Origin of the sequence: Methylobacterium oryzihabitans (assembly GCF_004004555.2) — a bacterium.
GTDB classification, from domain to species: Bacteria; Pseudomonadota; Alphaproteobacteria; order Rhizobiales; family Beijerinckiaceae; genus Methylobacterium; species Methylobacterium oryzihabitans.
Genome location: NZ_SACP01000002.1, coordinates 119,047 through 142,734 on the forward strand (window position 1 = coordinate 119,047; position 23,688 = coordinate 142,734).

At 72.6% G+C, this 23,688-nt stretch carries 28 protein-coding genes; 10 read left to right on the plus strand and 18 right to left on the minus strand.

All coding sequences use genetic code 11. The features are described 5' to 3' along the window. Positions 1–8: 8 nt before the first annotated feature. The 7 genes from tolB to ruvB form a co-directional block, all read right to left on the minus strand. Positions 9–1,298, minus strand: a complete 1,290-nt coding sequence (gene tolB / locus EOE48_RS03055; RefSeq protein WP_246153937.1) for a Tol-Pal system beta propeller repeat protein TolB — start codon at positions 1,296–1,298, stop codon at positions 9–11. Positions 1,299–1,584: 286 nt separating this feature from the next. Beyond that, complete coding sequence (gene tolA, locus EOE48_RS03060) at positions 1,585–3,003, minus strand: cell envelope integrity protein TolA (protein ID WP_127727310.1); 1,419 nt, start codon at positions 3,001–3,003, stop codon at positions 1,585–1,587. Between the two features lie 9 nt (positions 3,004–3,012). After that, positions 3,013–3,456, minus strand: a complete 444-nt coding sequence (locus EOE48_RS03065; RefSeq protein WP_127727311.1) for an ExbD/TolR family protein — start codon at positions 3,454–3,456, stop codon at positions 3,013–3,015. 27 nt (positions 3,457–3,483) lie between these two features. Then, positions 3,484–4,200 carry a protein TolQ gene (gene tolQ, locus EOE48_RS03070; RefSeq protein WP_127727312.1) on the minus strand — a complete coding sequence of 239 codons (717 nt, stop codon included), beginning with the start codon at positions 4,198–4,200 and terminating at the stop codon, positions 3,484–3,486. Between the two features lie 158 nt (positions 4,201–4,358). Continuing rightward, positions 4,359–4,772 (minus strand): tol-pal system-associated acyl-CoA thioesterase, encoded by a 414-nt coding sequence (ybgC, locus tag EOE48_RS03075; protein WP_127727313.1) that lies wholly within the window; start codon positions 4,770–4,772, stop codon positions 4,359–4,361. After that, complete coding sequence (locus tag EOE48_RS03080; RefSeq protein WP_127727314.1) at positions 4,769–5,707, minus strand: metallophosphoesterase; 939 nt, start codon at positions 5,705–5,707, stop codon at positions 4,769–4,771. The genes ybgC and EOE48_RS03080 overlap by 4 nt, the downstream gene beginning before the upstream one ends. Continuing rightward, positions 5,700–6,707, minus strand: coding sequence for a Holliday junction branch migration DNA helicase RuvB (gene ruvB / locus EOE48_RS03085; protein WP_127727315.1), 1,008 nt, complete (start codon positions 6,705–6,707; stop codon positions 5,700–5,702). The genes EOE48_RS03080 and ruvB overlap by 8 nt, the downstream gene beginning before the upstream one ends. A gap of 304 nt (positions 6,708–7,011) precedes the next feature. Here ruvB and EOE48_RS30170 point away from each other — a divergent pair, with 304 nt between their 5' ends. Then, the gene (locus tag EOE48_RS30170) at positions 7,012–9,297 is read left to right on the plus strand and encodes a calcium-binding protein (protein WP_187371305.1); all 2,286 of its coding nucleotides are present in this window, start codon (positions 7,012–7,014) and stop codon (positions 9,295–9,297) included. Between the two features lie 24 nt (positions 9,298–9,321). Here the strand turns inward: EOE48_RS30170 and EOE48_RS03095 are convergent, their stop codons facing one another. Next, entirely contained in the window at positions 9,322–9,975 is a 654-nt protein-coding gene (locus EOE48_RS03095; protein ID WP_127727317.1) for a glutathione S-transferase family protein, read from the minus strand. Positions 9,976–10,172: 197 nt separating this feature from the next. On the opposite strand from EOE48_RS03095, the gene EOE48_RS03100 reads away from it, so the two are divergent. Both EOE48_RS03100 and rpsU read left to right on the plus strand, forming a co-directional pair. Continuing rightward, positions 10,173–11,387 (plus strand): polyhydroxyalkanoate depolymerase, encoded by a 1,215-nt coding sequence (locus EOE48_RS03100; protein ID WP_127727318.1) that lies wholly within the window; start codon positions 10,173–10,175, stop codon positions 11,385–11,387. 262 nt (positions 11,388–11,649) lie between these two features. Continuing rightward, on the plus strand, positions 11,650–11,946 hold the full coding sequence (gene rpsU / locus EOE48_RS03105; RefSeq protein WP_127727319.1) for a 30S ribosomal protein S21: 297 nt from the start codon (positions 11,650–11,652) through the stop codon (positions 11,944–11,946). Positions 11,947–12,033: 87 nt separating this feature from the next. Here rpsU and EOE48_RS03110 read toward each other — a convergent pair whose 3' ends face one another. Further along, entirely contained in the window at positions 12,034–12,420 is a 387-nt protein-coding gene (locus EOE48_RS03110; RefSeq protein ID WP_127727320.1) for a response regulator, read from the minus strand. Positions 12,421–12,817: 397 nt separating this feature from the next. Here EOE48_RS03110 and EOE48_RS03115 point away from each other — a divergent pair, with 397 nt between their 5' ends. Then, complete coding sequence (locus tag EOE48_RS03115) at positions 12,818–13,609, plus strand: class II glutamine amidotransferase (protein ID WP_127727321.1); 792 nt, start codon at positions 12,818–12,820, stop codon at positions 13,607–13,609. Positions 13,610–13,615: 6 nt separating this feature from the next. Here the strand turns inward: EOE48_RS03115 and EOE48_RS03120 are convergent, their stop codons facing one another. Next, positions 13,616–14,071, minus strand: a complete 456-nt coding sequence (locus EOE48_RS03120; protein WP_127727322.1) for a molybdenum cofactor biosynthesis protein MoaE — start codon at positions 14,069–14,071, stop codon at positions 13,616–13,618. A 170-nt stretch (positions 14,072–14,241) separates the two neighbouring features. Between EOE48_RS03120 and EOE48_RS03125 the strand changes: the two genes are divergently transcribed. The 3 genes from EOE48_RS03125 (at position 14,242) to EOE48_RS03135 (ending at position 16,356) form a co-directional block, all read left to right on the plus strand. After that, positions 14,242–15,261 (plus strand): gamma carbonic anhydrase family protein, encoded by a 1,020-nt coding sequence (locus tag EOE48_RS03125; RefSeq protein WP_127727323.1) that lies wholly within the window; start codon positions 14,242–14,244, stop codon positions 15,259–15,261. Positions 15,262–15,331: 70 nt separating this feature from the next. Further along, complete coding sequence (locus EOE48_RS03130) at positions 15,332–15,805, plus strand: nuclear transport factor 2 family protein (protein ID WP_127727324.1); 474 nt, start codon at positions 15,332–15,334, stop codon at positions 15,803–15,805. Beyond that, positions 15,802–16,356, plus strand: a complete 555-nt coding sequence (locus tag EOE48_RS03135; RefSeq protein WP_127727325.1) for a TetR/AcrR family transcriptional regulator — start codon at positions 15,802–15,804, stop codon at positions 16,354–16,356. The genes EOE48_RS03130 and EOE48_RS03135 overlap by 4 nt, the downstream gene beginning before the upstream one ends. Before the next feature lie 7 nt (positions 16,357–16,363). Here the strand turns inward: EOE48_RS03135 and msuE are convergent, their stop codons facing one another. Further along, positions 16,364–16,951: an FMN reductase gene (gene msuE / locus EOE48_RS03140; protein ID WP_127727326.1), complete on the minus strand. Its 588-nt coding sequence runs from the start codon at positions 16,949–16,951 to the stop codon at positions 16,364–16,366. 152 nt (positions 16,952–17,103) lie between these two features. Further along, a complete protein-coding gene (locus EOE48_RS03145; protein WP_127727327.1) occupies positions 17,104–17,796 on the minus strand; it encodes an HAD family hydrolase in 693 nt (230 codons plus the stop codon). 284 nt (positions 17,797–18,080) lie between these two features. Here EOE48_RS03145 and EOE48_RS03150 point away from each other — a divergent pair, with 284 nt between their 5' ends. Next, positions 18,081–18,401, plus strand: a complete 321-nt coding sequence (locus tag EOE48_RS03150; RefSeq protein ID WP_127727328.1) for a PetM family of cytochrome b6f complex subunit 7 — start codon at positions 18,081–18,083, stop codon at positions 18,399–18,401. 109 nt (positions 18,402–18,510) lie between these two features. After that, a complete protein-coding gene (gene msrA, locus EOE48_RS03155) occupies positions 18,511–19,182 on the plus strand; it encodes a peptide-methionine (S)-S-oxide reductase MsrA (RefSeq protein WP_127727329.1) in 672 nt (223 codons plus the stop codon). A 169-nt stretch (positions 19,183–19,351) separates the two neighbouring features. Here the strand turns inward: msrA and EOE48_RS03160 are convergent, their stop codons facing one another. Both EOE48_RS03160 and mepA read right to left on the minus strand, forming a co-directional pair. After that, the gene (locus EOE48_RS03160) at positions 19,352–19,621 is read right to left on the minus strand and encodes a type II toxin-antitoxin system Phd/YefM family antitoxin (protein ID WP_127727330.1); all 270 of its coding nucleotides are present in this window, start codon (positions 19,619–19,621) and stop codon (positions 19,352–19,354) included. A 61-nt stretch (positions 19,622–19,682) separates the two neighbouring features. Continuing rightward, positions 19,683–20,603 (minus strand): penicillin-insensitive murein endopeptidase, encoded by a 921-nt coding sequence (gene mepA / locus EOE48_RS03165; RefSeq protein ID WP_127727331.1) that lies wholly within the window; start codon positions 20,601–20,603, stop codon positions 19,683–19,685. Between the two features lie 153 nt (positions 20,604–20,756). Here mepA and EOE48_RS03170 point away from each other — a divergent pair, with 153 nt between their 5' ends. Then, complete coding sequence (locus tag EOE48_RS03170) at positions 20,757–21,131, plus strand: PRC-barrel domain-containing protein (RefSeq protein ID WP_246153939.1); 375 nt, start codon at positions 20,757–20,759, stop codon at positions 21,129–21,131. A gap of 5 nt (positions 21,132–21,136) precedes the next feature. Here the strand turns inward: EOE48_RS03170 and EOE48_RS03175 are convergent, their stop codons facing one another. The 4 genes from EOE48_RS03175 to EOE48_RS03190 form a co-directional block, all read right to left on the minus strand. Next, positions 21,137–21,475 (minus strand): hypothetical protein, encoded by a 339-nt coding sequence (locus tag EOE48_RS03175; RefSeq protein WP_127727333.1) that lies wholly within the window; start codon positions 21,473–21,475, stop codon positions 21,137–21,139. Next, the gene (locus EOE48_RS03180) at positions 21,472–21,885 is read right to left on the minus strand and encodes an EVE domain-containing protein (protein WP_127727334.1); all 414 of its coding nucleotides are present in this window, start codon (positions 21,883–21,885) and stop codon (positions 21,472–21,474) included. The genes EOE48_RS03175 and EOE48_RS03180 overlap by 4 nt, the downstream gene beginning before the upstream one ends. A gap of 89 nt (positions 21,886–21,974) precedes the next feature. Then, positions 21,975–22,442: a hypothetical protein gene (locus tag EOE48_RS03185; protein WP_127727335.1), complete on the minus strand. Its 468-nt coding sequence runs from the start codon at positions 22,440–22,442 to the stop codon at positions 21,975–21,977. Further along, positions 22,439–23,497 carry an endonuclease/exonuclease/phosphatase family protein gene (locus tag EOE48_RS03190; protein ID WP_127727336.1) on the minus strand — a complete coding sequence of 353 codons (1,059 nt, stop codon included), beginning with the start codon at positions 23,495–23,497 and terminating at the stop codon, positions 22,439–22,441. Before EOE48_RS03190 ends, EOE48_RS03185 begins: the two co-directional genes overlap by 4 nt. Positions 23,498–23,688: the final 191 nt, after the last annotated feature.

Consider the following 23,688-nt stretch of genomic DNA (forward strand, 5'->3'; position numbering starts at 1 on the left):
GGCGCTCGCTACCGCCGCGCCTCGATCAGCGGCGACCAGGTCGGGTCGGAGGCGTAGGAGGGGGTCGGCACCGGCTGCTCGACCTTGCCGGTCACGTCGACCATGTAGAGCTTGCCGCCGGCCTGCCCGCCGGGATCGCGGAAGAACAGCACGTACTGGCCGTTCGGCGCCCAGGTCGGGCCCTCGTTGTGGAAGCCCTCCGTGAGCACCCGCTCGCCGGAGCCGTCGGGCTTCATGATGCAGATCGCGAACGAGCCCTTCCGCTGGCGGGTGAAGGCGATGTAGTCGCCCCGCGGCGACCACGCCGGCTGCGAGGCCGCGCCGTCCCCGAACGAGATCCGGCGCGGGTTCGAGCCGTCCGCCCCCATGACATAGATCTGCTGCTGGCCGCCGCGGTCGGACTCGAACACGATCTCGCGCCCGTCCGGCGAGAACGACGGCGAGGTGTCGATGGCGTTGGCGTTGGTGAGCCGGGTCTGCGCCTTGGAGCCGAGATCCATGACGTAGATGCTGGCGTTGCCGCCGTCCTGGTCGCTCATCACCAGCCGGCGCCCGTCCGGCGCGAAGCGCGGGCTGGTGCTCATCTCGGCCTGGGTCGGGATCACCTGCCGCGAGCCGGTCTGGAGGTTGATGACCTGGACCCGCGGCTGCTGGCCGGTGGTCTGGGACATGTAGGTGATGTCCTGGGTCGCCGGCGAGTAGCGCGGCGCCACGATCGCGGCGTCGCCGCTGGTCAGGTAGCGCACGTTGGCGCCGTCCTGGTCCATGATCGCGAGGCGCTTGCGGCGGTTCTCCTTCGCGCCGGACTCGTCCACGAAGGCGATGCGGCTGTCGAAGTAGGGCCCCAGCCCGGTGATCTTGGTGTAGACCGCATCCGACAGGAGATGGCCCATCCGGCGGGCGTTGGACGGCTCGCCGGCATATTGCTGGCCGATCATCTGCTGGCCCGAGCCGACGTCCCAGAGCCGGAACTCGGTGCGCAGCTGCCCCGAGCCGTCGCGGGTGACGCGGCCGGTGACGAGCCCCTGCGCCCCTGTCTCCTTCCAGGCGGCGAAATTCGGCACCGCGTCGAAGCCGGGCTGCTCGGGGAAGCGCGCCTTCTCGACCGGGACGAAGTAGCCCGACCGCTTCAGGTTGTTGGTGACGATGCCCGACACCATCGGGCCGAGGCTCGGATCGCCGGAGAAGTCCGCGACCGCGATCGGCATCGGCTGGAACGCGCCGCCGGACCCGATGCGCAGGTTGAGCTGCGCCCTAGCCGGCGAAGGAAGGCCGGCCGACAGCACGAGGGCGGCCATGACGAGCCACAGGAGCGCGGCGGGGATGCGCCGCGGGGTCGAGCGTGGGGGCATGGGAGGTTCCATGGTGGGGTGAAGGCGCTGCGCCCGAACCCTCCCCCCTCTGCGGGGGAGGGTGGCGAGCGGAGCGAGCCGGGAGAGGGGACGCCGCCTCCGGAAAGGTCGCGGCCGTCATGACGAGTGCCACCTCCGGCACCGTCGCGCTCCCCTCTCCCGCCCGGCCTCCGCCGGGCACCCTCCCCCGCAGAGGGGGGAGGGTTGGGGGTGCGTGTGACAGCTCGCGTCATCACGCCCGCGGGAGCTCGAACTCCGCGTTGATCACCCGCCAGTCGTTGTAGAACGGGGCGAACTGGGCCGGGATGCGGTAGGGCGCGCAGCGGCGCACCGCGCGCACCGCCGCCTCGGCGATCGAGCGGTCGACGGAACTGCCGCCGGCGCGCAGGATGCGCGGCTCGGTGGTGAGCGACCCGTCCGGGTTCAGGCGGATGTCGAGCTGCGGCAGGACGATGCCCTGCTGGGCGCCGGGCGGCGCCGAGTAGCAGCGCTCGATCTGCTGCTGGAGCAGGCCGACGAGGGCGTCGCGCTGGCTCGGGTTGAGGCGCTGCGCCGTGCCGGAGGCGGTGCCGAGGGCGGCGGTGCGCTGCACGTCGCGGCCGGTGGCGCCGGTCGATTGCGACGGCGCGCGCGAGGCCAGGGCGTCGCGGATCGAGCCGGCATTGAAGCGGTCGGCCTCCTCGGCGAGGCGGCGGGCCTTGGCCTCCGCCGCGGCCTTGGCCTTCGCGTCGGCGACCGCCTTGGCGCGGGCCTCGGCGGCGGCCTTCGCCTTGGCTTCCGCGACCGCCGCGGCCTTGGCCTCGGCGTCGGCCTTGGCTTTCGCATCCGCCTCGGCCTTCGCCTCGGCACGGGCGTCCGCCGCCGCCTTCTCGGCCAGCGCCTTCACCTTGGCCTCGGCCTCCGCCTTGGCTTTCGCCTCGGCCTCGGCACGGGCCTGCGCCTCGGCCCTGGCCTTCACGGCGGCCTCCGCCTTCGCCTTCGCGTCGGCGCGCGCCTTGGCCTCGGCCTTCGCAGCCTCCGCCTTGGCCTTCGTTTCGGCTTCCTCGCGGGCGATCTCCGCCAGTTCCTCGCGGCGTGCGGCTTCCGCGCGGGCCGCCTCGGCCTTGGCTTCGGCGGCCGCCTTCGCGTCGGCGGCCGCCTTGGCCGCCGCGGCCTTGGCGGACTGCTTCGCGGCTTCCGCCGCCGCGGCCTTCGCGGCTTCCGCCTTCGCGGCTTCCGCCTTGGCCGCTTCAGCCTTGGCGGCCTCCGCGCGCGCGGCCTCCGCACGCGCCGCCTCGGCCTGGGCCGGGTCGGGCTGCTCCAGCGCCGGCCGCAGCGGCGGCAGCGGCATCTCCTCGGCGCTCGCGACCTTGATGTCCGGCGGACGGGTCGGCGGGGTCGGCACGTTGGTCTTGGCCTCGCCGGGGTCGCGCTCCTCGTGCGTCTCCGACACCCGGTCGGCGCGCGGCGTCGGCGCCGGGGCCTCGCCGTCGCGGGAGCCCTTGGTCAACTCGGAGAACTGGTTCTCGGTGATGACCTCGACCGGCACGCCCTCCTCGGATTGCGGCAATTCGTGCGCCGCGGCGGCGAACAGCGCGACGCCGAGCAAAGCCGCGTGGAGGCTGCCGGAGATCCAGACGCCCGGTTCGGTACGCTTGAGGGACACACCCATCGCGGCGCCTCAGCGCTGCTCTTGCTCGGTGACCAGGGCGACCTTCTTGAAGCCCCCGCCGGTCACGATCGCCATCACCTGCGCCACCCGGCCGTAATCGACCCGCTTGTCGCCGCGCACGAACACCCGCTCCTCGAAGCCGTCCTTGGCGGCAGCCGAGAGCCGCGCCACGATGCCGTCGTCGGTCAGTTCGTCCTCGCCGAGATAGACCTGTCCGGTCTGGCGGATCGACAGGGTGACCGGCTTGGAGTCGGAGTTGAGCGCCGCCGCCTTGGTCTGCGGCAGGTCGAGGGGGACGCCGGTGGTCATCATCGGCGCGGCCACCATGAAGATGATAAGCAGCACCAGCACGACGTCGATGAACGGCGTCATGTTGATCTCGTTGATCGCGCCGCTGCGCCGTCCGCGCCGGCGGCGCCCGCCGCCCTGCGCGGCTCCGGTGGCCATGCCCATGGCTCTGCTCCCTGGTGGACCGGCGCGTCAGGCGGCCAGCGCCATGCGCTCGTCGATCTGGCGGGACAGGATGGCGGAGAACTCGTCGGCGAAGCCCTCCAGGCGGCCTTGCGCCTTCTGCACCGAGGCCTGGAGCTTGTTGTAGGCGAGCACCGCGGGGATCGCCGCGAACAGCCCGATCGCGGTGGCGAACAGCGCCTCGGCGATGCCCGGCGCGACGACGGCGAGCGAGGTGTTCTTGGAGGCGGCGATCGACGTGAAGGCGGTCATGATGCCCCACACGGTGCCGAACAGGCCGATATACGGGCCGGCCGAGCCGATCGAGGCGAGGAACAGCAGCCGCGATTCCAGCCGCTCGACCTCGCGCTGGATCGTGACGTCGAGCACCTTGTCGATGCGCTGCGACAGGCTCTGGATCGAGCGGCCCGAGCCCTCGAACGAGCGCTTCCACTCGCGCATCGCGGCGACGAACAGGGCGGCGAGCCCCGACGCCGGCTTGTCGTTGTGCGCCCGGTACAGCTCCTCCAGGGAGCGGCCGGACCAGAACGCCTCCTCGAAGGCGTCCATCTCGGTCCGAATGCGGCGGAACAGCAGGGTCTTGTCGACGATGATCGCCCAGCACCAGACCGAGGCGCCGATCAGGCCGAGCATCACCACCTTGACGACGAAATGCGCCTGCCAGAACAGGCCGAACATCGTGATCTCGTGGGCCGGCAGCGCCTGGACGGCATCGGCGGGGGTCATGCAGTCGTCCTCACGTCCGGGACCGGCGGGGCCGGGCCCTGGTGCTCCATCAGACTGAGCGGATGCCTGTGTGGATCGCGCTCGAATCTGTCGAAAGTAAGGGGCATCGACGCAGGAGAACCGGGCCGGGCCCGGACGGAGTTAAAGGCCCGGCAAGGTTAAGGTTCGGTTGAGGAGGCGGGGGCCATCCGCCGGCGCAGGGACTCGGGCAGCCGGATCGCCCGGCCGTTGCGTACGCAGGCCACGACGACCGCGGCGCTCACAAGCACCTCGTCGCCCCGGCGCACCTCCTGGGCGAGGTGGAGCGAGGCGCCGCGCAGCTCGCTCGTGGCCGTCACGACGGTGAGCAGGTCGTCCATCACCGCCGGCCTGCGGTAGTCGAGGGTCATGCGGCGCACGACGAAGACGAGGCCGTCGGCGTCGCGGTGCAGCTCGGACTGGTCGCCGGCGAGCCCGCGCAGCATCTCGGTGCGGCCGCGCTCCATGAAGCGCAGGTAGCTCGCGTGGTAGACGAAGCCGGAGAAGTCCGTGTCCTCGTAGTAGACGCGGACCGGCAGGCAGTGGGGGGTCATGCGGAAGTCTCTGCGCCGAGGGTAACGACCACGATCTCCGGCGGCACGCCGAAACGCACCGGCGCGATGCTGAGCCCGAGTCCGCCGGAGACCACGAGGTCGGTGTGCTCGCGGATATGGCCATAGGCGTAGCGGTTGCGGTAGCGCGAGGGAACCATCGGCGACTGGCCGAATAGCCGGACCTGCCCGCCATGGGTATGGCCCGACAGGGTGAGCGCCACCCGGGCCGGGACCTTGGGAAAGATGTCGGGCTCGTGGGCGAGCAGGATCACCGGCGCCCCGTCCGGGACCGGCGCCAGGGTGGCGGCGAGGTCGTCGAGGCCGATCCGCGGGTGGCCGTGGCGGCGCCGGCCCGGCAGCAGGGCGAGCTGGTCCTCCAGCCCGGCGAGCCAGACCGGCCCGCCCGGCACCGGGAGCGCCACCGCCTCGTTCGACAGCACGCGGATGCCGGCCTTCGCCAGCGCCTCGCCCGCGATCGTCGGGCCGCGGCCCCGGGCCTGGGCGGTGCGGTCCTCCCACCAGTCGTGGTTGCCGAGCACCGCGTGGACGCCGAGCGGCGCCCGCAATCCACCGAGCACCGGCGCCCACTCGGCTGCCGTGACGTAGCGGGTGACGACGTTCAGCCCGGCGACGTAGTCGCCGAGCAGCACCACGAGGTCGGGTTCGAGGGCGTTCGTCGCCGCGACGATTCCGGCGATCCGCGTCGGGCTCATCCACGGCTCGCAGGCATGGAGGTCGGCAAGCGCGGCGATGCGCAGGCGCAGGCCCGCCGGCCAGGGCGCACGCGGCCGGATGTCATAGGATGTCACCACTGACCGGAACGGCTCGATCCCGGTGGCGTAGGCGCCGCCCGCGACACCCGACGCCGCCACGGCGCCGGCCCCGGCGAGGACGCGGCGGCGGGTGATCCGGCGCCGCGGCGTCCCATCACGCATCCTCGTCGCCGGTGAACAGGCCGTATTGCTGCGCCGGATCGCGGTTCGGCTCGGGCAGGCCGAGATGCCGGAAGGCGTGGGCGGTGAGGACGCGCCCGCGGGGCGTGCGCTGCACGAAGCCCTTCTGGATCAGGTAGGGCTCGATGATCTCCTCGATCGCGTCGCGGGGCTCCGACAGCGCCGCCGCGATGGTCTCGACCCCGACCGGACCGCCGTTATAGGCGTGGGCGATCATGCCGAGATACTTGCGGTCCATGGTGTCGAGCCCGGCCGGGTCGACGTCGAGGAGCCGCAACGCCCGGTCGGCGATGGCCCGCGTGACCGTCGGGGCGTCCTCGACGATGGCGAAGTCGCGCACCCGGCGCAGCAGCCGCCCGGCGATGCGCGGCGTTCCGCGGGCCCGCCGCGCGATCTCGTTGGCGCCGTCCGCCGACATGCCGATGCCGAGCACCCGGGCGCCGCGGGTGACGATCGCCTCGAGTTCGTCGATCTCGTAGAATTCGAGCCGGATCGGAATGCCGAAGCGGTCGCGCAGCGGCGTCGTCAGCAGGCCGGCCCGGGTGGTGGCGGCGACCAGGGTGAATTTCGGCAACTCGATCTTCACCGAGCGCGCCGCCGGCCCCTCGCCGATGATGAGGTCGAGCTGGTAGTCCTCCATCGCCGGATAGAGGATTTCTTCCACCGCCGGGTTGAGCCGGTGGATCTCGTCGATGAACAGGACGTCGCGCTCCTCCAGGTTGGTGAGCTGCGCCGCGAGGTCGCCGGCCTTGGCGATCACCGGGCCGGAGGTCGAGCGGAAGTTCACCCCGAGCTCGCGGGCGACGATCTGCGCCAGCGTGGTCTTGCCGAGGCCGGGCGGCCCGACGAACAGCACGTGGTCGAGGGCCTGGCCGGTCTTCTTGGCCGCGTCGATGAACACCTGGAGGTTGGCCCGCGCCGCCCGCTGCCCGGTGAAGTCGGCGAGGCTCAGGGGGCGGATCGAGGTGTCGAGGTCGTCCATGCGGCGCTCGGACGTCAGGAGGGCTTTGGGCTTGCTCAAAGGAGGCTCGGCAGTGGTCGCGCAGGAGCGCGCGGTCGCGAGAAGACGGCCCCCGGAGATGTAGGCGCCGCCGGCGCCGGCACAATCCGACAGATTCCCGCACGGCGGGACCGGCCGGGCGTCACCGTCCTGCCTCAAGGGAATGGAAAAATCGTCCCGGGTATTTTCTCGGTATTCCTCGTCGTCCCCGTCCTGTCCAAGGCGTCGATCCGATCTGATAGGACAGTCCGGATTCCACACTCGATGGTTCCGGGGAGATTCCGGCATGGCCAAGACGATCCGCGGCACGGCGCAGAACGACGTGATCTCCCTGGACTATCCCGGCCGGACCAGGACCGACGACGAGCTGATCCTCGGCCTCGGCGGCAACGACGACCTGCGCGGCTTCGAGGGCAACGACACCCTCGAGGGCGGCGACGGGCGCGACACCCTCGACGGCGGCGACGGCGACGACCTGCTCTCGGGCGAGGCCGGGGTGGACGTCCTCTACGGCGGCTACGGCAACGACCGGATCGACGGCGGCGACGGCGACGACGACGTCTACTCGTCCTACGGAGTCGACACGATCCTGGGCGGTGCCGGCAACGACGACGTGTTCCTGTCGTGGATCACCAGCGGGCGGGGCGTCATCGACGGCGGCAGCGGCACCGACGTCCTGACCACGACCCATGCCGGCACGGCCTTCGCCGTCCCGGGCGCGCGGCCGGGCGACCCGCCCGGCACCGTCATGGCGGCCGACATCTCCGGCTTCGCGATCAGCGGGGTCGAGGTGCTGGACACCCAGGGCCGCAGCGTCGCGCTGACCGCCGGGCAGGCGTCCGGCTTCTCGACGATCCGGACCGGGGCCGGCACGCAGCTCCTGCTGACGACGGCCGGCAGCGCCGACTTCGCCGGCAAGGTCTCGGGCGGCGTCCTGGTGCGCAGCTCGGCCGCCGGCAACGACGTCAGGACCGGGGCGGGGAACGACACCCTCCTCGGCGGGAACGGCAACGACGTGCTGGATGGCGGCACTGGCGACGACCTCCTCCGCGGCGGCGGCGGCGACGACCTCTTCTCCCTCGGTTTCGGCAACGACACGGCGGAGGGCGGCGCGGGCAACGACACGTTCCTCTTCGCCCCCGTGGTCGTCGCGAACGCCACCCTCGACGGCGGCGAGGGGACCGACACGCTGGCGCTGAGCTATGCCGGCACGGCGATCGAGACGCCGCGCTGGATGCCGATGCCGGCCTCCAGCCCGAGCGGCTACACCGTCGTCACGGACATCAGGGGGTACACGCTCGGCGGCATCGAGGTCGTGCGGGGCTCGAAGGGGCTGGCGATGACGACCCGGCAGGCCGCCGGCTTCACGAGCATCGAGACGTCCGCGCTGCTGCTGTCGGGCGGCGGCAGCGTCGACCTCTCGGCCCTGCCCGGCATCGGCTACGTGCGGTCGCTGGGCGGCGGCAACGCCGTCACCCTGGGCCTCGGCAACGACACCCTCATCGGGGCCGGCGGCGACACGCTGGCGGGCGGGGCCGGCGACGACCTCCTGCTCGGCAGGGGCGACCGCCTGGACGGCGGCGCGGGCAACGACGTGTTCGACCTGGGCGGACGGTTCCGACCGCCCTCCACCGCCAACACGATCGTGGGCGGCGTGGGCACGGACACGATCCGGTTCTCGGCCGGCGACCTCTCGACCTCGTCGATCTCGGGCGTGGAGATCCTCGAGATCGACTTGGGTCCGGTCACCCTGACGACGCGGCAGGCGGCCGGCTTCTCCACCATCCGCAGGGCGTTCTCCGGCGACGTCGAACTGGTCCTCAGCGACGCCGGCAGCGTCAACCTCGCCCGAAGCGTCCCGCAGGGCGTCGCCGTCACCGCGTCGAGCCTCGGCAACGCCATCACCACCGGCGCGGGCGGCGACACCCTCACGGGCGGCGCCGCGGACGACGTGCTCAATGGAGGGGGCGGTGCCGATGCGATGGCCGGCGGCACCGGCAACGACACCTACTTCGTCGATCAGGCCGGCGACCGGGTGTCCGAGGCGGCGGATGGCGGCTACGACACGGTCCAGGCTTCGGCCAGCTACACGCTGGCGGCGAGCGCGTCGATCGAGGCGCTGCGGGCGGCCTCGCCCACGGCGACGACCGCCATCGACCTGACCGGCAACGAGATCGCCAACCTGATCACCGGGAATGCCGGCGCCAACCGGCTCGCCGGCGGCGGCGGCAGCGACGCCCTGTTCGGCCGCGGCGGGGCCGATACCTTCGTGTTCGACACCGCGCTCATCGCCGGCGAGACCGACCGCATCGCCGATTTCAGCCGCGCCGACGGCGACCGGATCGCGCTGTCGGGCGAGGTCTTCGCGGGGCTCGCCAAGGGACCGCTCGCCGGCACGGCGTTCAAGGACCTGGGGCTCGGCCGGGTCGATGCCGACGACCGCATCCTCTACAACAGCGGCACCGGCGCGCTGTTCTACGACGCCGACGGATCCGGGGCGGCGGCGGCGGTCCAGTTCGCGAGCCTCGGCAACCGGGCCGCGCTCACCGCCTCCGACTTCACCGTGCTGTGACGAGGCGATGGCCGGACGCGCCGATCAGAACTCCATGTCGAGTTCCTCGATCTCCTCCGGCTCGTCGGCGACGGCGGCGATCCAGTCCTGCATCGGCGCCCACGCCATGACGTGGTCGCGGTAGGCCGCGCAGCGGTCGGGCAGGGCGACGCCGTAGGTGACGAAGCGGGTGCAGACCGGCGCGTACATCGCGTCGGCCAGCGTCGGCCGCTCGCCGAACAGGAACGGCCCGCCGGACGCGCCGAGGGCGTCCTCCCAGATCGCGACGATGCGGGCGATGTCGGACTGCGCCCCGCCCCAGACCTTGAAGTCGGCGTAGCGGGCGCGCAGGTTCATCGGCAGGGCCGAGCGCAGGTTGGTGAAGCCGCCGTGCATCTCGCCGGAGATCGCCCGGCACAGGGCGCGGGCGGCGCGGTCCTCCGGCAGCAGGCCGGCCTGCGGCTTCCACTCGTCGAGGTAGGCCGCGATCGCCAGCACGTCCCAGACCCGGACCGCGCCGTGAGTCAGGCGCGGCACCAGGAACGACGGCGACAGGTGCAGCAGTTCGGCCCGGCTCGCGGGGTCGCCCGACAGAACCTCGGTGGCGAAGTCGAGCCCGGCCATCCGGCACAGCAGCCAGCCGCGCAGCGACCACGACGAGTAGTTGCGGCTTGAGATTGTGAGCGTCGCCTCGGCCATCCGCGTTCCTCCCCGGGCGCCCGGGGGCGCCCGGGGGCGGTGATCCAAGACTCGTGCCGGAACGGCGCATCGCCGGCTGGCACGGCAGTCGCATGGAACCCGAACGAAAGTCACATCGCGCGGAGACGAACCTTGCCTTACGTCTTTCGCCCGGCGGCCCGCGATCCTGCTGCGCCCTTCCGGGAGAGTGCGGGCTGATGCTCTACGACACCTTCGAGTTCCACTCCGATCTCGCCGCCGCCACCCGGTCCTGGGGCCGTCTGCTGCACGACGCCGTCTCGCCCTGGACCGCGGCGGGCTACCGCGAGCCGGCGACGTGGTGGAGCGCCGCCGCCCGGATGATGATGCGCACCGGCATGACCCATGCGCGCCCGTCCTACGGCATCCCGGCGGTGCGGGTCGGCAACCGCGACGTGCCGGTGACCGAGGAGGTCGCCCTGCGCACGCCGTTCGGCTCGCTGCTGCGCTTCCGCAAGGATCTCGCCAGCGAGCAGCCGCGGGTGCTCGTCGTGGCGCCGCTCTCGGGCCACTTCGCCACGCTCCTGCGCGGCACCGTGCGGACCCTGCTCGCCGACCACGACGTCTACGTCACCGACTGGCACAATGCCCGCGACGTGCCGGTGGAGGCCGGGCGGTTCGGCTTCGACGAGTACGTCGCCCACCTCGTGCGGTTCCTGGAGGCGATGGGCCCGGGCGCCCACCTCGTCGCCGTGTGCCAGCCCGCCGTGCAGGCGATGGCCGCCGCCGCCGTGATGGCCGAGACCGGCAACGCCGCCCACCCGGCCAGCATGACGCTGATGGCCGGACCGGTCGACACCCGGATCAACCCGACCAAGGTCAACGAACTCGCGACCTCGAAGCCGATCTCCTGGTTCGAGCGCAACCTGATCGCGACGGTGCCGCGGCGCCATGCCGGCGCCGGGCGCCGGGTCTATCCCGGCTTCATGCAGGTCATGGCCTTCATGTCGATGAATGCCGGCCGCCACATGCACGGGCATCTCGACCTGTTCTGGCACCTCGCCGACGGCGACGCCGCCAGGGCGCAGCAGATCGAGACCTTCTACGACGAGTATTTCGCCGTGCTCGACCTCACCGCCGAGTTCTACCTGGAGACGGTCAAGACCGTGTTCCAGGACGCGACGCTGGCGCGCAACAAGCTCACCTTCGAGGGCGCGCCGATCGACATGCGGGCGATCCGCAGGACGGCGCTGATGACGGTCGAGGGCGAGCGCGACGACATCTGCTCGGTCGGCCAGACGATGGCGGCGCACGACCTCTGCACCGGCCTCAAGCCCTTCCGCAAGAGCCACCACCTCCAGGCCGGCGTCGGCCATTACGGCGTGTTCTCGGGCCGCAAGTGGGAGAACCAGACCTACCCGCTGGTGCGCAACTTCATCCAGGCCAACGCCTGAGGCCCGAACGGTCCCGGCGACGGTGATCCGAAAAGGAACGCCCGGGCGGCGATGACGGTTGGAAGTCCCGACCAACTGGTGTATGGCCCCGTGACGCGCAGATTGTGCGCCGATCCGGTACGTCGCGTCCCGGCCATCGCTTGCCGCCCCTCCCGGCCTCGTCCGCCGGGATCGGGGCGTCTGTCGGTTGGCGCGGGGGCTTCCCCTTCGGGCGCGGCCTCCAGGGTCGGCCACCATGGACATTTCGCTAGAGGACACACCCTTGCAGGTACTCGTTCGGGACAACAACGTCGATCAGGCTCTCCGCGTTCTCAAGAAGAAGATGCAGCGCGAGGGCATCTTCCGCGAGATGAAGCAGCGCAAGGCCTACGAGAAGCCGTCGGTGCGCAAGGCCCGCGAGAAGGCGGAGGCCGTGCGCCGCGCCCGCAAGCAGGCCCGCAAGACCGCGATCCGCGAGGGGCTGATCGCCGCGCCGAAGCCGAAGCCGCGTCCCACCTCGCCGCGCCGTCCGGCCGCCGCTCCGGCTCCGGCCGCCGCCGCTCCCGCCGTCAGCGCCTGAGCGGTCCGGGCGCCTCGCGGCGCCCGACGTCGATCATCGAAACGGCCCGGCGCCGAGGGCGCACGGGCCTTTTCGCGTTGGCGCCGCTCAGTGATGAACCGGGTGCACCACCGCGTGCTCGGCCTGGACCAGCACGTCGAGGGGCCGCCAGGGCTTGGGCATGTAGACCGCGTGGTCGGGCAGCGCCTGGGTCCGGCCGGGCTCCGAGGTGACGACGACGCGCACGTCCGGCCAGTCGCGCTCGATCGTGCGAGCCAGGGCGGCCCCGTCCATCGCGCCGCCGAGGCGCATCTCGGTGAACAGCAGCGCCACGTCCGGCCCGTGCCGGCGCATCACCGCGAGGGCGTCCTCGGCGCTCTCGCAGGCGATGACGTCGAGGTCGGTCTCCTCCAGGATCGCCGCGGCGAAATCGCGGACGGCTTCGTCGTCCTCGACCACGACGGCGATCGGAACGGCGGACGCTGCTCTGCCCATAAGGTCTCCTCTCGGGAAGCGACGCGATGCCGGAGCCGCACTCACCCGATCGGGAGCGGACCGACGCGGCATCGGGGTGGCTCGTGTCCCGGCGGGGGAAAGCGACGCGCAGCCGGTGACACGCCACGGGACCGCGCGGCGAAGGCGCCGTCCCGGGCTCCACGTCAACGGACGAGGCCGCGTTTCGATCCCGGCAGGCCCCGCGACATCCGCGGTCTCACCCCCGCCACGATCCTCCGCCATCCCGGACCTGCCTTCCGGGTGGGCATGGTGCGCCGCATTAACGAACTGTTCACCCTGCAAGGTCGAATGTTACGGTGAGATGACGGCGGCGGGCCGGAAGCACCCGATTCCCCGGGAGCCAGTGGATCGCCGCCGCGCCTGAGGTTCCACGCCGATGTGCCGCTTCCTCGCCTATCACGGCGAACCGGTCTACCTCGACGAACTGGTCTGCGCCCCGACCCACTCGCTGGTGCACCAGTCGCTCCACGCGGAGGAGGCCAAGACCGAGACCAACGGCGACGGCTTCGGCATCGGCTGGTACGGCGACCGCCCCGAGCCCGGCCTGTACCGCGACGTGCGCCCGGCCTGGTCGGACGAGAACCTCCGCAGCCTGTCGCGGCAGATCCGGGCCCGCACCTTCTTCGCCCATGTCCGGGCCTCGACCGGGACCGCCACCACGCGGGCGAACTGCCACCCGTTCGGGCACGAGCGCCACCTGTTCATGCATAACGGCCAGATCGGTGGCTATTCCCGCATCAAGCGCCGGCTCGAGAGCCTGATCCCGGACGCGCTCTACGACGCCCGCCAGGGCTCGACCGATTCCGAGGCGCTGTTCCTGCTCGCGCTCGCCAACGGCGCCGCCGAGGACCCGGTCGGGGCGATGACCCGCACCCTCGCCACGGTGCGCGCGCTGATGACCGAGGCGCGCGTCGAGGAGCCGGTGCGCTTCACCGCCGTGCTCACCGACGGCGACGGCCTCACCGCCTTCCGCTGGGCCTGCGACGGCCAGCCGCCGAGCCTGTACTGGCGCGAGACCCGCACCGGCCTCGTGGTGGTGTCCGAGCCGATCGACGGCTGCCGCACCGGCTGGCAGGTGGTGCCGAAGGGCGCGACCCTCGTCGCCCGCGCCGGCCAGCCCGCCCGCCTCATCGAGGCCGGCGAGCGGGCGGGCCGGATCGCCGCCTGAGATCGCCTACCAGCGCGCGGCGGCCGTGTCGTCGGCCTCGGCCGCCGCGACCCAGCCGCCGGTGGTGCCGTCGGCGAGGTGCTCGCGCTTCCAGAACGGAGCCCGGGTCTTGAGGTAGTCCATCAGGAAGTCCGCCGCCGCGAACGCCGCGGCCCGGTGCGAGGCCGCGGTCAGCACCAGCACGATGCCCTCGCCCGGGCGGATCAGGCCGTGCCGGTGGATCACCGTCGCGCCGTGCAGCGGCCAGCGCGCCGCCGCCTCCCCGACCACACGGCCGATCTCGGCCTCGGCCATGCCGGGATAATGCTCCAGCTCCAGCGCGGCGAGGCGCCCGCCCTCGTCCCGGCACAGGCCGGTGAAGCTCACCACCGCCCCGGCCCGCCCGGCCTCGCCGGCGGACAGGGCGGCGATCTCGGCCGCGACGTCGAAGAGCGCGGATTGGATGCTGAGGCGCGGCGTCATCGGGATCCCGAGGTTCGCGGCCCCCGTATCACGGCCGCGGCGGCCGGGCCAATCGCCGTTGACAAGCCGGCCGGCCATTGCCGATTCGGGCTGGCAGAGCGGCCCCGCCCGGGTTCATGAAGGAAGCCGACCGGGCTCGCCGCCCGCGTCGCGCACCAACGGAGAGGCCCGTGACACCCGAACTGGTGCTCCCCTTCGCCGGCGAGGAGCCGGCCTTCGCTGCCCGTCCGGTCTGGTGCGGCCGCGGCTCGACGGTGATCGGCCGCACCAGCATCGGGGTCCAGGCGTGGCTCGGCGACGACAGCGTCATCCGTGGCGACGGGCACGACATCGTCGTCGGCGACCGGTTCTGGCTCGGCGCTCGCTCGACCCTGCACATCGCCCACGACGTCTATCCCTGCATCGTCGGCGACCGGGTCACGGTCGGGCGCAACGCCGTGGTGCACGCCTGCACGATCGGCGACGACGGCGTGATCGAGGACGATTGCGTCGTGCTCGACGGCTCGGTGGTCGGGGACGGGGTGCTGATCGAGGCCGGCAGCACGGTCTATCCGCGCACCACCCTGCCGGGCGGCTTCGCCTATGCCGGCAGCCCGGCCCGGCCGGTGCGGCCGCTGGCGCCGGGCGAACTCGCCGAGCGGGCCGAGCGCCTGCGCGAGGCGGCGGCGCAGGACCTGCCGCGCCCGCCCGGCGACGCGCTGGCCCTCGAACCGGGCGTGTTCGTCGCCCGCACGGCGCGGCTGCACGGCCGGATCGCCCTGGAGCCGGGCAGCGGCGTGTTCTTCGGCTGCGACCTCGCGGCCGAAGTCGGCCCGATCGTCGTCGGAGCCGGCTCCAACGTGCAGGACAACACCGTGATCCGCACCCGCGGCAGCGGTCTGGTGATCGAGCGCGAGGTCACGATCGGCCACAACGTCCATCTCGGCGACGGCCGCATCGGCGCGCGCAGCCTGGTCGGCATGGGAGCGGTGCTCGCCCCCGACACGATCGTCGGTCCTGACGTGCTGGTCGCCGCCGGCACCGCCACCGATCCGGGCCAGGAACTCGAGAGCGGCTGGCTGTGGGGCGGGCGGCCGGCGCGGCGCATCGGCCGCCTCGACGGCGAGCGCCGGGCGATGATGCAGCGCACGATCGAGCAGTACGGCGCCTATGGCCGGACCTACCGCAAGGCGCAGGACGGCCCCGCCTGACCAGCGACACCGCTTGACCGGAGGCGGTCCGACTCTGTACCGATCGGTACAGACGATGCCGGAGCCGCCGATGTCCGAGAGCCGCCCTCCCCTGCCGCCGTTCACCCGCGAGACCGCGATCCGGAAGGTCCGCGCCGCCGAGGACGCCTGGAACCGGCGCGACCCGGCCCGGGTCGCCCTCGCCTACACGCCGGACAGCCGCTGGCGGAACCGCTCGGAGTTCGTCTCCGGCCGCGACGCCATCGTGGCGTTCCTGACCGCCAAGTGGCAGCGCGAGCACGAGTACCGGCTCATCAAGGAGTTGTGGGCCTTCACCGACGACCGCATCGCGGTGCGGTTCGCCTACGAGTTCCACGACGGGGCCGGGCAGTTCTTCCGGGCCTACGGCAACGAGAACTGGTGGTTCGACGAGAACGGCCTGATGCGCGAGCGCCATGCCAGCATCAACGACGTCGCGATCGCGCCCGCCGACCGGCTGTTCCACTGGGACCGCGCCGACATTCGGCCGGTGGATCACCCGGGCCTCACCGACCTCGGCCTGTGACGGGGCCGTCCGGCCGGGCGGCGGCCGTCGCGGTCCTGGCCGAGGTGTTTCGCGAGCGCGGCTACGAGGGGGCGAGCCTCGCCCTCATCGGCGCCCGCACCGGGCTCGGCAAGGGCAGCCTCTACCACCTGTTTCCCGGCGGCAAGGCCGAGATGGCGGCGGCGGTGCTCGCCGAGATCCGGGAATGGTTCGAGGCCGCGGTGTTCGCCCCCCTGCGCGGCGGAGACCCGGCGGACGGGATCCGCACCATGCTGGCGCAGGTGCGGGCCTACTTCCGGTCCGGGCGCCGAATGTGCCTCGTCGGGATCCTGGCCCTCACCGGCGAACGCGATCTGTTTGCCGGCGAAATAGCCGGCTATTTTTCAGAATGGCGCACGGCGCTGGCGGATGCGCTGCGGCGTGCCGGGCACGGACGCGAGGCGGACGGCCTGTCAGAGCACTGCCTTACGGCGGTCCAGGGCGCCCTGGTGCTGGCCCGCGCCCTCGACGACCCGGCGGTGTTCGAGCGCGCGCTCGCGGCCTGGGAGCAGCGTCTGCTGCCGGAGGTCTAGAGCCGGCTCACAGCCGCGCGGCCGCGGGTTCGTCGCGGGTGTCGCGGGCCCGCCGCATCGCGTCGGCGGCGTCGAGGAGGTGGACCAGTTCGGTCGCGGCGGCGGTCACCCGCTCGGCGACGCGCGGGTCGGTGACGGCGCCGTCCTGGATCTCGTCCTCGCCGGCATAGACCGCGGTCGCGGCGACGTGGGCGGTGAAGAAGCCGAACAGCGGCCGGAGCTGGTGCTCGACCATCAGGGCGTGGCGCGGCCCGCCGCCGGTCGCGGCGATCGCCACCGGCTTGCCGGCGAGCGCCTCGGGCGCCAGGAAGTCGATCACGTGCTTGAACAGCCCGGCATAGGAGCCCTTGTAGACCGGCGAGGCGACGATGAGCGCGTCGGCCCCCTCGATCGCCTCGATGATCCGCTGGGCCGGCAGCGGCAGCGCGTCGCGGGTGGTGGCCCCGAGGCCCTGGCCGGCATCGACGAGGTCGAACACCCGCAGATCCACCCGGCGCTGGCGCGCGACCTCGGCGGCGATGGCCTCGACCAGGACCCGGGTGCGGGAGGGCCGGCCGGCATTGCCCGAGAAGGCGACGATGCGGGGAAGAGTCACGGCCTGTCTCCGGTTACGCCCGCGGGGGCCCGCCGGACGCACGATCCGGCGCCGGACGGGCCCGGATCCCGGGAGATGCGGCGCGGGTCCGGTGAAGTCAATGAGGGGTCCGGGCGGCGACCGCCCGGATGGGGAACGAAGCGTTGCCGCTGTCACGCCGCTTCGGCGAGGGTGCCGAGCAGGGCCGGCAGCCGGCGGAAATCGTCGAAGACCAGGGCGGCGCCGGCGGCGAGCAGGTCCGCGCCGGCGCGGTCGTGCTGCCAGTGGCCGCCTCCGGCGAAGCCGAGCACCCGCATCCCGGCGCCCCGGGCCGCGGTGACGCCGGGCACGCTGTCCTCGACCACGACGCAGGCGCCCGGCTCCGCCCCCATCCGGTCGGCGGCGTACAGGAAGAGATCGGGGAAGGGCTTGCCGCGCGCGACCATGGTCGAGCTGAACACGTGGTCGCCGAACAGCGGCAGCAGCCCGGTCAGGGTCAGGGCGTGGCGCAGGCGGGCCGGGTCGCTGCTGGAGGCGACGCAGCGCCGCTGCGGCAGGTCGGCCAGCACCTCGGCGACGCCGGCGATCGCCCGCAGCTCGGCCTCGAACGCCCGCAGGGTGTCGGCCCGGACCGCGTCGACGAAGCCCTCCGGCGTCGCGACGCCGTAATCCGCGGCGATATGCGCCATGATCGAGGTCATGCTGGTGCCGGTGAAGCGCCGCGCCACGGTGGCGAGGTCGATCGGCACCCCGATCCGCACGAGGTTGTCGGTCAGGCGCGCGAGGCTGATCGGCTCGCTGTCGATCAGCACGCCGTCGCAATCGAAGATGATGAGGTCCGGGCCGCCGCCCACGCCGTCCGCCATGCCGTCCAAGCCGCCCGCACTCGCGCTGTCCTGCGGGGCTCCTGGCACGGGCGCGGCGTCCGGATCAACCGGGCGCAGGGCCGCGCTTGCGGGCCCGTCCGCCCCTCTCTACTCATGCGAAATCCGATTGATTGCTTCAGGCGATCCCTGCGGGATCGCGTTCGCAATGCGGATTTCGGCTTCGCTCAAGCGCCGCGCGGGCTGGGGATACGGATCTCGGACGGAATCGTCCGAAATCAGTATCAGACGGGTGTGGCGCCGACAGCCGCGGACCGGAGTTGTGGATGATCCGTTTCCTGAGCCGTTTCCTCGGGCTCCTGCTCCTCGCCGCCGGCTTCGTCGGCCTCGTCTATGACGGCGCCCGCTCGATCGCGAACAACACCGTCCTGGTGACCTCGGTCAACGACGTCGCGGTGGCGGTGCTGAAGGAACGGGCGGCGAGCCTCCAGACCCTGGCCGAAGGCGGCCAGCCGCTGCTGTGGAAGGTCCTCGGCGCCCCCCTGACGCTGTCGCCGGCCGCCCTCGTGGCGCTCGGCCTCGGCCTCGTCCTGCTGTGGCTCGGCCAGCCCGGCCGCCCCGGCATCGGGACGCTGGTGCGGCCCTGACGGGACCGTGCGGCCCTGACGCAAATCCCGCGCCCTACAGAATCGCGCCCCGGCACCCCACATCCTGTCCGATCCCGACACGACACGACACGAGACACGGAGCGAGCCGATGCTGTTCTTCCGCAAGCGCGCCGAGATGCCGAGCCCGGACCGGATCCTGCCCGGCCGCGCCACCCCGCTCCCCACCGCCGAGCGCCACTTCGTCAACGGCCGCCCGATCAAGGGTCCCTACCCGCCCGGCACCGAGACGGTGGTGTTCGGCCTCGGCTGCTTCTGGGGCGCCGAGCGCAAGTTCTGGCAGATCGGCGACGGCATCGTCGCCACGGCGGTCGGCTACGCCGCCGGCACGACGCCGAACCCGACCTACGAGGAGGTCTGCTCGGGCCTGACCGGCCACAACGAGGTGGTGCTGGTCGCCTACGACCCGGCGGTGCTGCCGTTCGGCGCGCTGCTCAAGACGTTCTGGGAGAGCCACGACCCGACCCAGGGCATGCGCCAGGGCAACGACGTCGGCACGCAGTATCGCTCCGGCCTCTACCTGCCCGACGGCGATCCCCGCCGCGCCGAGGCGGAGGCCTCCCGCGGCGCCTATGCCGAGGCCCTGCGCGCCCGCGGCTACGGCCCGATCACGACCGAGATCCGCGATCCCGGCCCGTTCTACTTCGCCGAGGACTACCATCAGCAGTACCTCGCGAAGAACCCCGGCGGCTATTGCGGGCTCGGCGGCACCGGCGTGTCGTGCCCGGTCGGGACCGGGGTCGGGGCGCAGGCGGCGGAGTAGGCAAAGCACGACGCCGACCCTCCCCCGCGGAGGGGGGAGGGGTCGGGCGTGCGTCGTTGTCATACGAAATCCCAATAATCCATTCAGCGTGGCATTTGCCCTTCGCTGTGGTCGTCTGCGGCTAAGCTGAACGAATCGTCCGAAATTCGTATTAGACCGAGAATCAGTCTCACGCCTCGAACGAGGACAGCCCAAGAACCTCTTCCGATAACGGCGCGTCGAAGTCGGCAGGCAGATCCTGCACGATGCGGGCGATACCGTGTCGGCTCTTGAAGCGTTCGACGGCCTCGAAGTCGAGCCCGCGCCGGGCACGGCGATGTGGAACAAGGTCTATCACCGGGTGACCATCGCGCGTCACCACGACGGTCTCACCCTCTTCCGCCCGTCGGGCGAGTTCGGCGAAGCGGCGCTCCGCCTCCTGAATCGGCACTTCGGTCATGTGCCAACACTGCCTCGGCGGAGATGCCGAAGCAATCCGGCCGTCCCCATGACGCTTCCACTCACCGCGCCTTCAGCACCGTCCGGCAGGCGTCGGGCAGGCCCGCCATCGTCATCGGCGGGCGCGGCTTGCCGGGCGGGCCGGGGCGGGGATTGAGCACCGCGTCGCTGAACCAGTAGTCGAGTTCGCCGCCGCAGCCGTCGCCGGTCGGCGGCGGGTCCTGGTCCTTGCAGGCGTGCTCGCCGGCCGGGCAGTCGAGGCGGATGTGGAAGTGGTAGTTGTGGCCGTACATCGGCCGCACCTTGGTCAGCCAGCCGCGGTCGCCGCCGGCCTCGCGGCACAGGGCGAGCTTGATCGCCGGGTTGACGAAGATCCGGGCGACCTCGGATTCCTTCGCCACCATGCGGATCAGCCGCAGGTGCGCCGGCTGCCAGACCGCGGGGTCGATGTCGCGGCGGTCGGCGCGCACGACGTTCGTCGCCGACATCTCCTCGCGCTCGGCCCGGGTCAGGCGCCGGTCGGGCATCGGGGTGAGCCAGACGTCGGCGTCGAGGCCGAGCTGGTGCGAGGCGTGGCCGGTCAGCATCGGCCCGCCGCGCGGCTGCGACATGTCGCCGACGAGCAGGCCCGGCCAGCCGGCGCGCTCCGGTGCCTTCGCGGCGATGCGCTCGAGGAACGCCACGAGGCGCGGATGGCCCCACATCCGGTTGCGCGACAGCCGCATCACCTGCCAGTTGGCGCCGTCCACCGGCAGCGCCTCGGCCCCGGCGACGCAGCCGCGGGCGTAGGAGCCGATCGCCTGCGGCGCCAGCGCCGCCGGCGTGACGGCGCGCCCGAACAGCGCCTTGGCGGGGGTCGCGGGATCGTCGGGGTTGGCGAGCGGCGGCAGGGGTTTGGGGGTGAGGGTGCCGCGATCCTGGGCATGCGCGGCGGAGCCGGCGAGGACGGCGAGGACGGCGAGGGCGGAGGCGCGAATCGGCATGGGGGGACGCTAGCCGTCCTGCGCCGCTCAGGGAACCGGCTGCGGCCTCGCCGGCGGAACAGCGGCGGCCGGGGCGGCGTTTCCCGGGCGGAAACCATCCAGGGAGTGACTGCGATGACCACCGTCGCGCCGACCGCCAGCGACCGCTCCGACATGGGGAGCACCACCACCAACGAGACCAGCGCGCTGATCGCCAGCGACCGGGTCGAGGGCACCGCCGTTCGCAACCCTAACGGCGACGGCATCGGCCGCATCGAGCGGCTGATGATCGAGAAGGCCACCGGTAAGGTCGCCTACGCGGTGATGAGCTTCGGCGGCTTCCTCGGCATGGGCGAGAGCTACTACACGGTTCCGTGGAGCGCGCTCCGCTTCAAGCCGGAACTCGACGCCTACGAGGTCGCGATCACCGAGGACCAGCTCCGCGCCTCGCCCCCGACCTCGGCCGAGGGACGCGACCCGTCCTACGACCGCGCCTGGGAGGAGCACGTCCACCGCTACTACAACGCGACGCCGTACTGGAGCATCTGAACCGGCTACTTCGGCGCCGGGTCGCGCGGCAGGCTCCAGCGGCAGACGAGGCTGTCCTTCAGCTTCAGGCAATCGTAGGAGGTGCCGCCGATCACCACCCGGTCGGCGGTGCCCTCGATCCGGTCCAGGGGCGTGCGGCTGCAACCGAGATGATCGGCGTTGGGGTCGCCGAGGCGGGCCTTGATCTTCGCCGCCTCGCCGCCGGACTCGGTCATCAGGATGCGCAGGTTGGCGAGCGCGGCGCAGGTCACGACCGCGCGCTGCGCCTGCGGCCGGTCGGCCGCCGCCGGACCGGCGATCAGGGCCGCGGCCACCGCGCCGGCGATCGCCCGGCGGCCGGTCACAGGCCGCCCATCGCGCGCACCAGCGCCCATTCCTCCTCGGTGACCGGCTGGACCGAGAGTCGGGAGTTGGTCACCAGCACCATCCCGGAGAGCCGCGGCTCGGCCTTGATCCGCTCCAGCGTCACCGGCCGCGGCAGCGCCTCAACGGCCTTGAGGTCGACCATGCCGAAGCGGCCGCTCTCGTCGGTGTGGTCGGGATAGTAGGTCCGGATCACCTCGACGATCCCGACCACCGCCTTGCCCTCGTTGGAATGGTAGAAGAAGCCCTGCTCGCCCAGCCGCATCGTCTTCAGGTTCTTGCGCGCGACGTGGTTGCGCACGCCGTTCCAGAACGTGCCGGCCGCGCCCGCCGCCGCCTGCTGGTCCCACGACCAGGTCGCCGGCTCGGACTTGTAGAGCCAGTACGCCATTCCCTCGGTCCCCCTCGTCCCTCGCGGCCGCTTTCGCCCGGGGGCCGGTCGCTGTCCAGCCGTTCCCGTGCGGCAGGCCGCCCCACCCGCTACCCGCAGGCCCGCACCCAGAAGGCGAGGCTGTCGCGGTTCACCGGCCCGCCGGCCGCGCGGTTGCGCGCCGCCACCGCGTCGTGGAAGGCCCGCGCCTCGTCCGGACCGACGAGGTCGCGCAGGGACGCGAGGATGCGGGTGATGCGCAGGTGGTTGTGATCGTGCGCGACGAGCCAGTGGTCGGTCCCGGCGTAGAACCGCGCCATGCGGTCGCGCGCCGCCCGCAGGCCCGCCAGCGCCGCCGGGTCGGCGCGGATCGCCGCCGCCTGCGCGGGGTCGAGGACCGGGGCGCCGGGCACCGCCCGGCTCGCCTCCGGCAGGGGAAACAGCCACTGGACGAAGTCGTGCACCGCTTCGAGGCGGCGATCGTCGAAGGCCAGCACCTCGGCCAGCAGGCGCCCGCGGCCGTCGCGGCCGCGCCCGGCCAGGAAGGCGTGGATCGGCCCGGAATCCCTCGTGCTCATCGGGCCTCCTCGCGGCCGGCGGCCACCACCTCGTGCCCGCGGGCGTGGTCCTCGGCGTCGGCCTCCGGCGCGTCCTGCCGGGCCGCGCCCTTGCGGGGTTCGAGCTGGAGCGCGATCAGGATCGGGAAGTGGTCCGAGCCGATGTCGGGCAGGCGCTCGATGCGTCCGAGCAGAAAATGCTCGCTGAAGAAGACGTGGTCGAGCGGCCAGCGCAGGAACGGCCACTTGGCGTTGAAGGTCGCGTAGGGGCCGCGGCCGCGGCGCGGATCGAGCAGGCCGCTGATCGACTGGAACAACCGGGTCGTGTCCGACCACGCGACGTCGTTGAGGTCGCCGGCGACCACCGTCGGGCCGTCCTCGCGGTCGACCTCGCGGGCGACCAGGACCAGTTCGGCGTCCCGCGGCGCGCTGCTGTGGCCGGGATGGGGCGGACGCGGATGCACGCCCTGGAAGGTGAAGCGCCCGCCCGACGGCAGCACCACGCCGGTGCGGATCGACGGCACGTCGTCCTCCAGCAGGAAGCGCACCTGCGGCCGCTCCAGCGGCAGCCGGGAATACAGCATCAGCCCGTAGGTGTTGTCCTGGGCCTGGGCGACGACGTTCGGGTAGTCCCGCTCCAGCGGCGCGAGCGCGCGGCGCCAGCCCTCGTCGGTCTCGAGCGCCAGGATCAGGTCGGGCCGCGCCCGCGCCGCCTCGCGCAGCAGGCCGCCGTAGTCGCGGTTCGATTCGAGCACGTTGGCGATCAGGATCCGGACCTGCGCCTCCGCCCGCGCCTCCCCGGGCCGGACCGCCTCGGCCTGCCGGCGGGCCAGCGGCGTGAACGGCAGGATCGCCCGCGCCTGCAGCACGAGGCAGAGCGCGAGGATCGCCGCGAGGCCGAGGGAGACCGGGCCGCCGGCGAGCAGCAGCAGCCCGGCCACGACCGGGATCGCCGCTGCGATCTGCATCCGCGGGAAGTCGCAGCTGCGCACCAGCCCGACATGGCTGCGCCAGTACGGCAGGACCGTCGCGGCGACGAGCAGGAGGCCGACCCCCTGCACGAGCCATTCCGTCACCGATCCCGCCACCCGCTCCTCCCTGCCGATGGACCAGCCGGACGCCGCGCGGGCTCGGATCCGGTCCTCGGGAGACGCATCTAGGGCGGAGCGCGGGGAACGCGCACTGGCCCGCAGGCTCCGTGTCCTCCGTCGCCCGTTGCCGGGCACGACATCCGGCCTCCATCTGCGACCGCCAGAAACATCCGGTT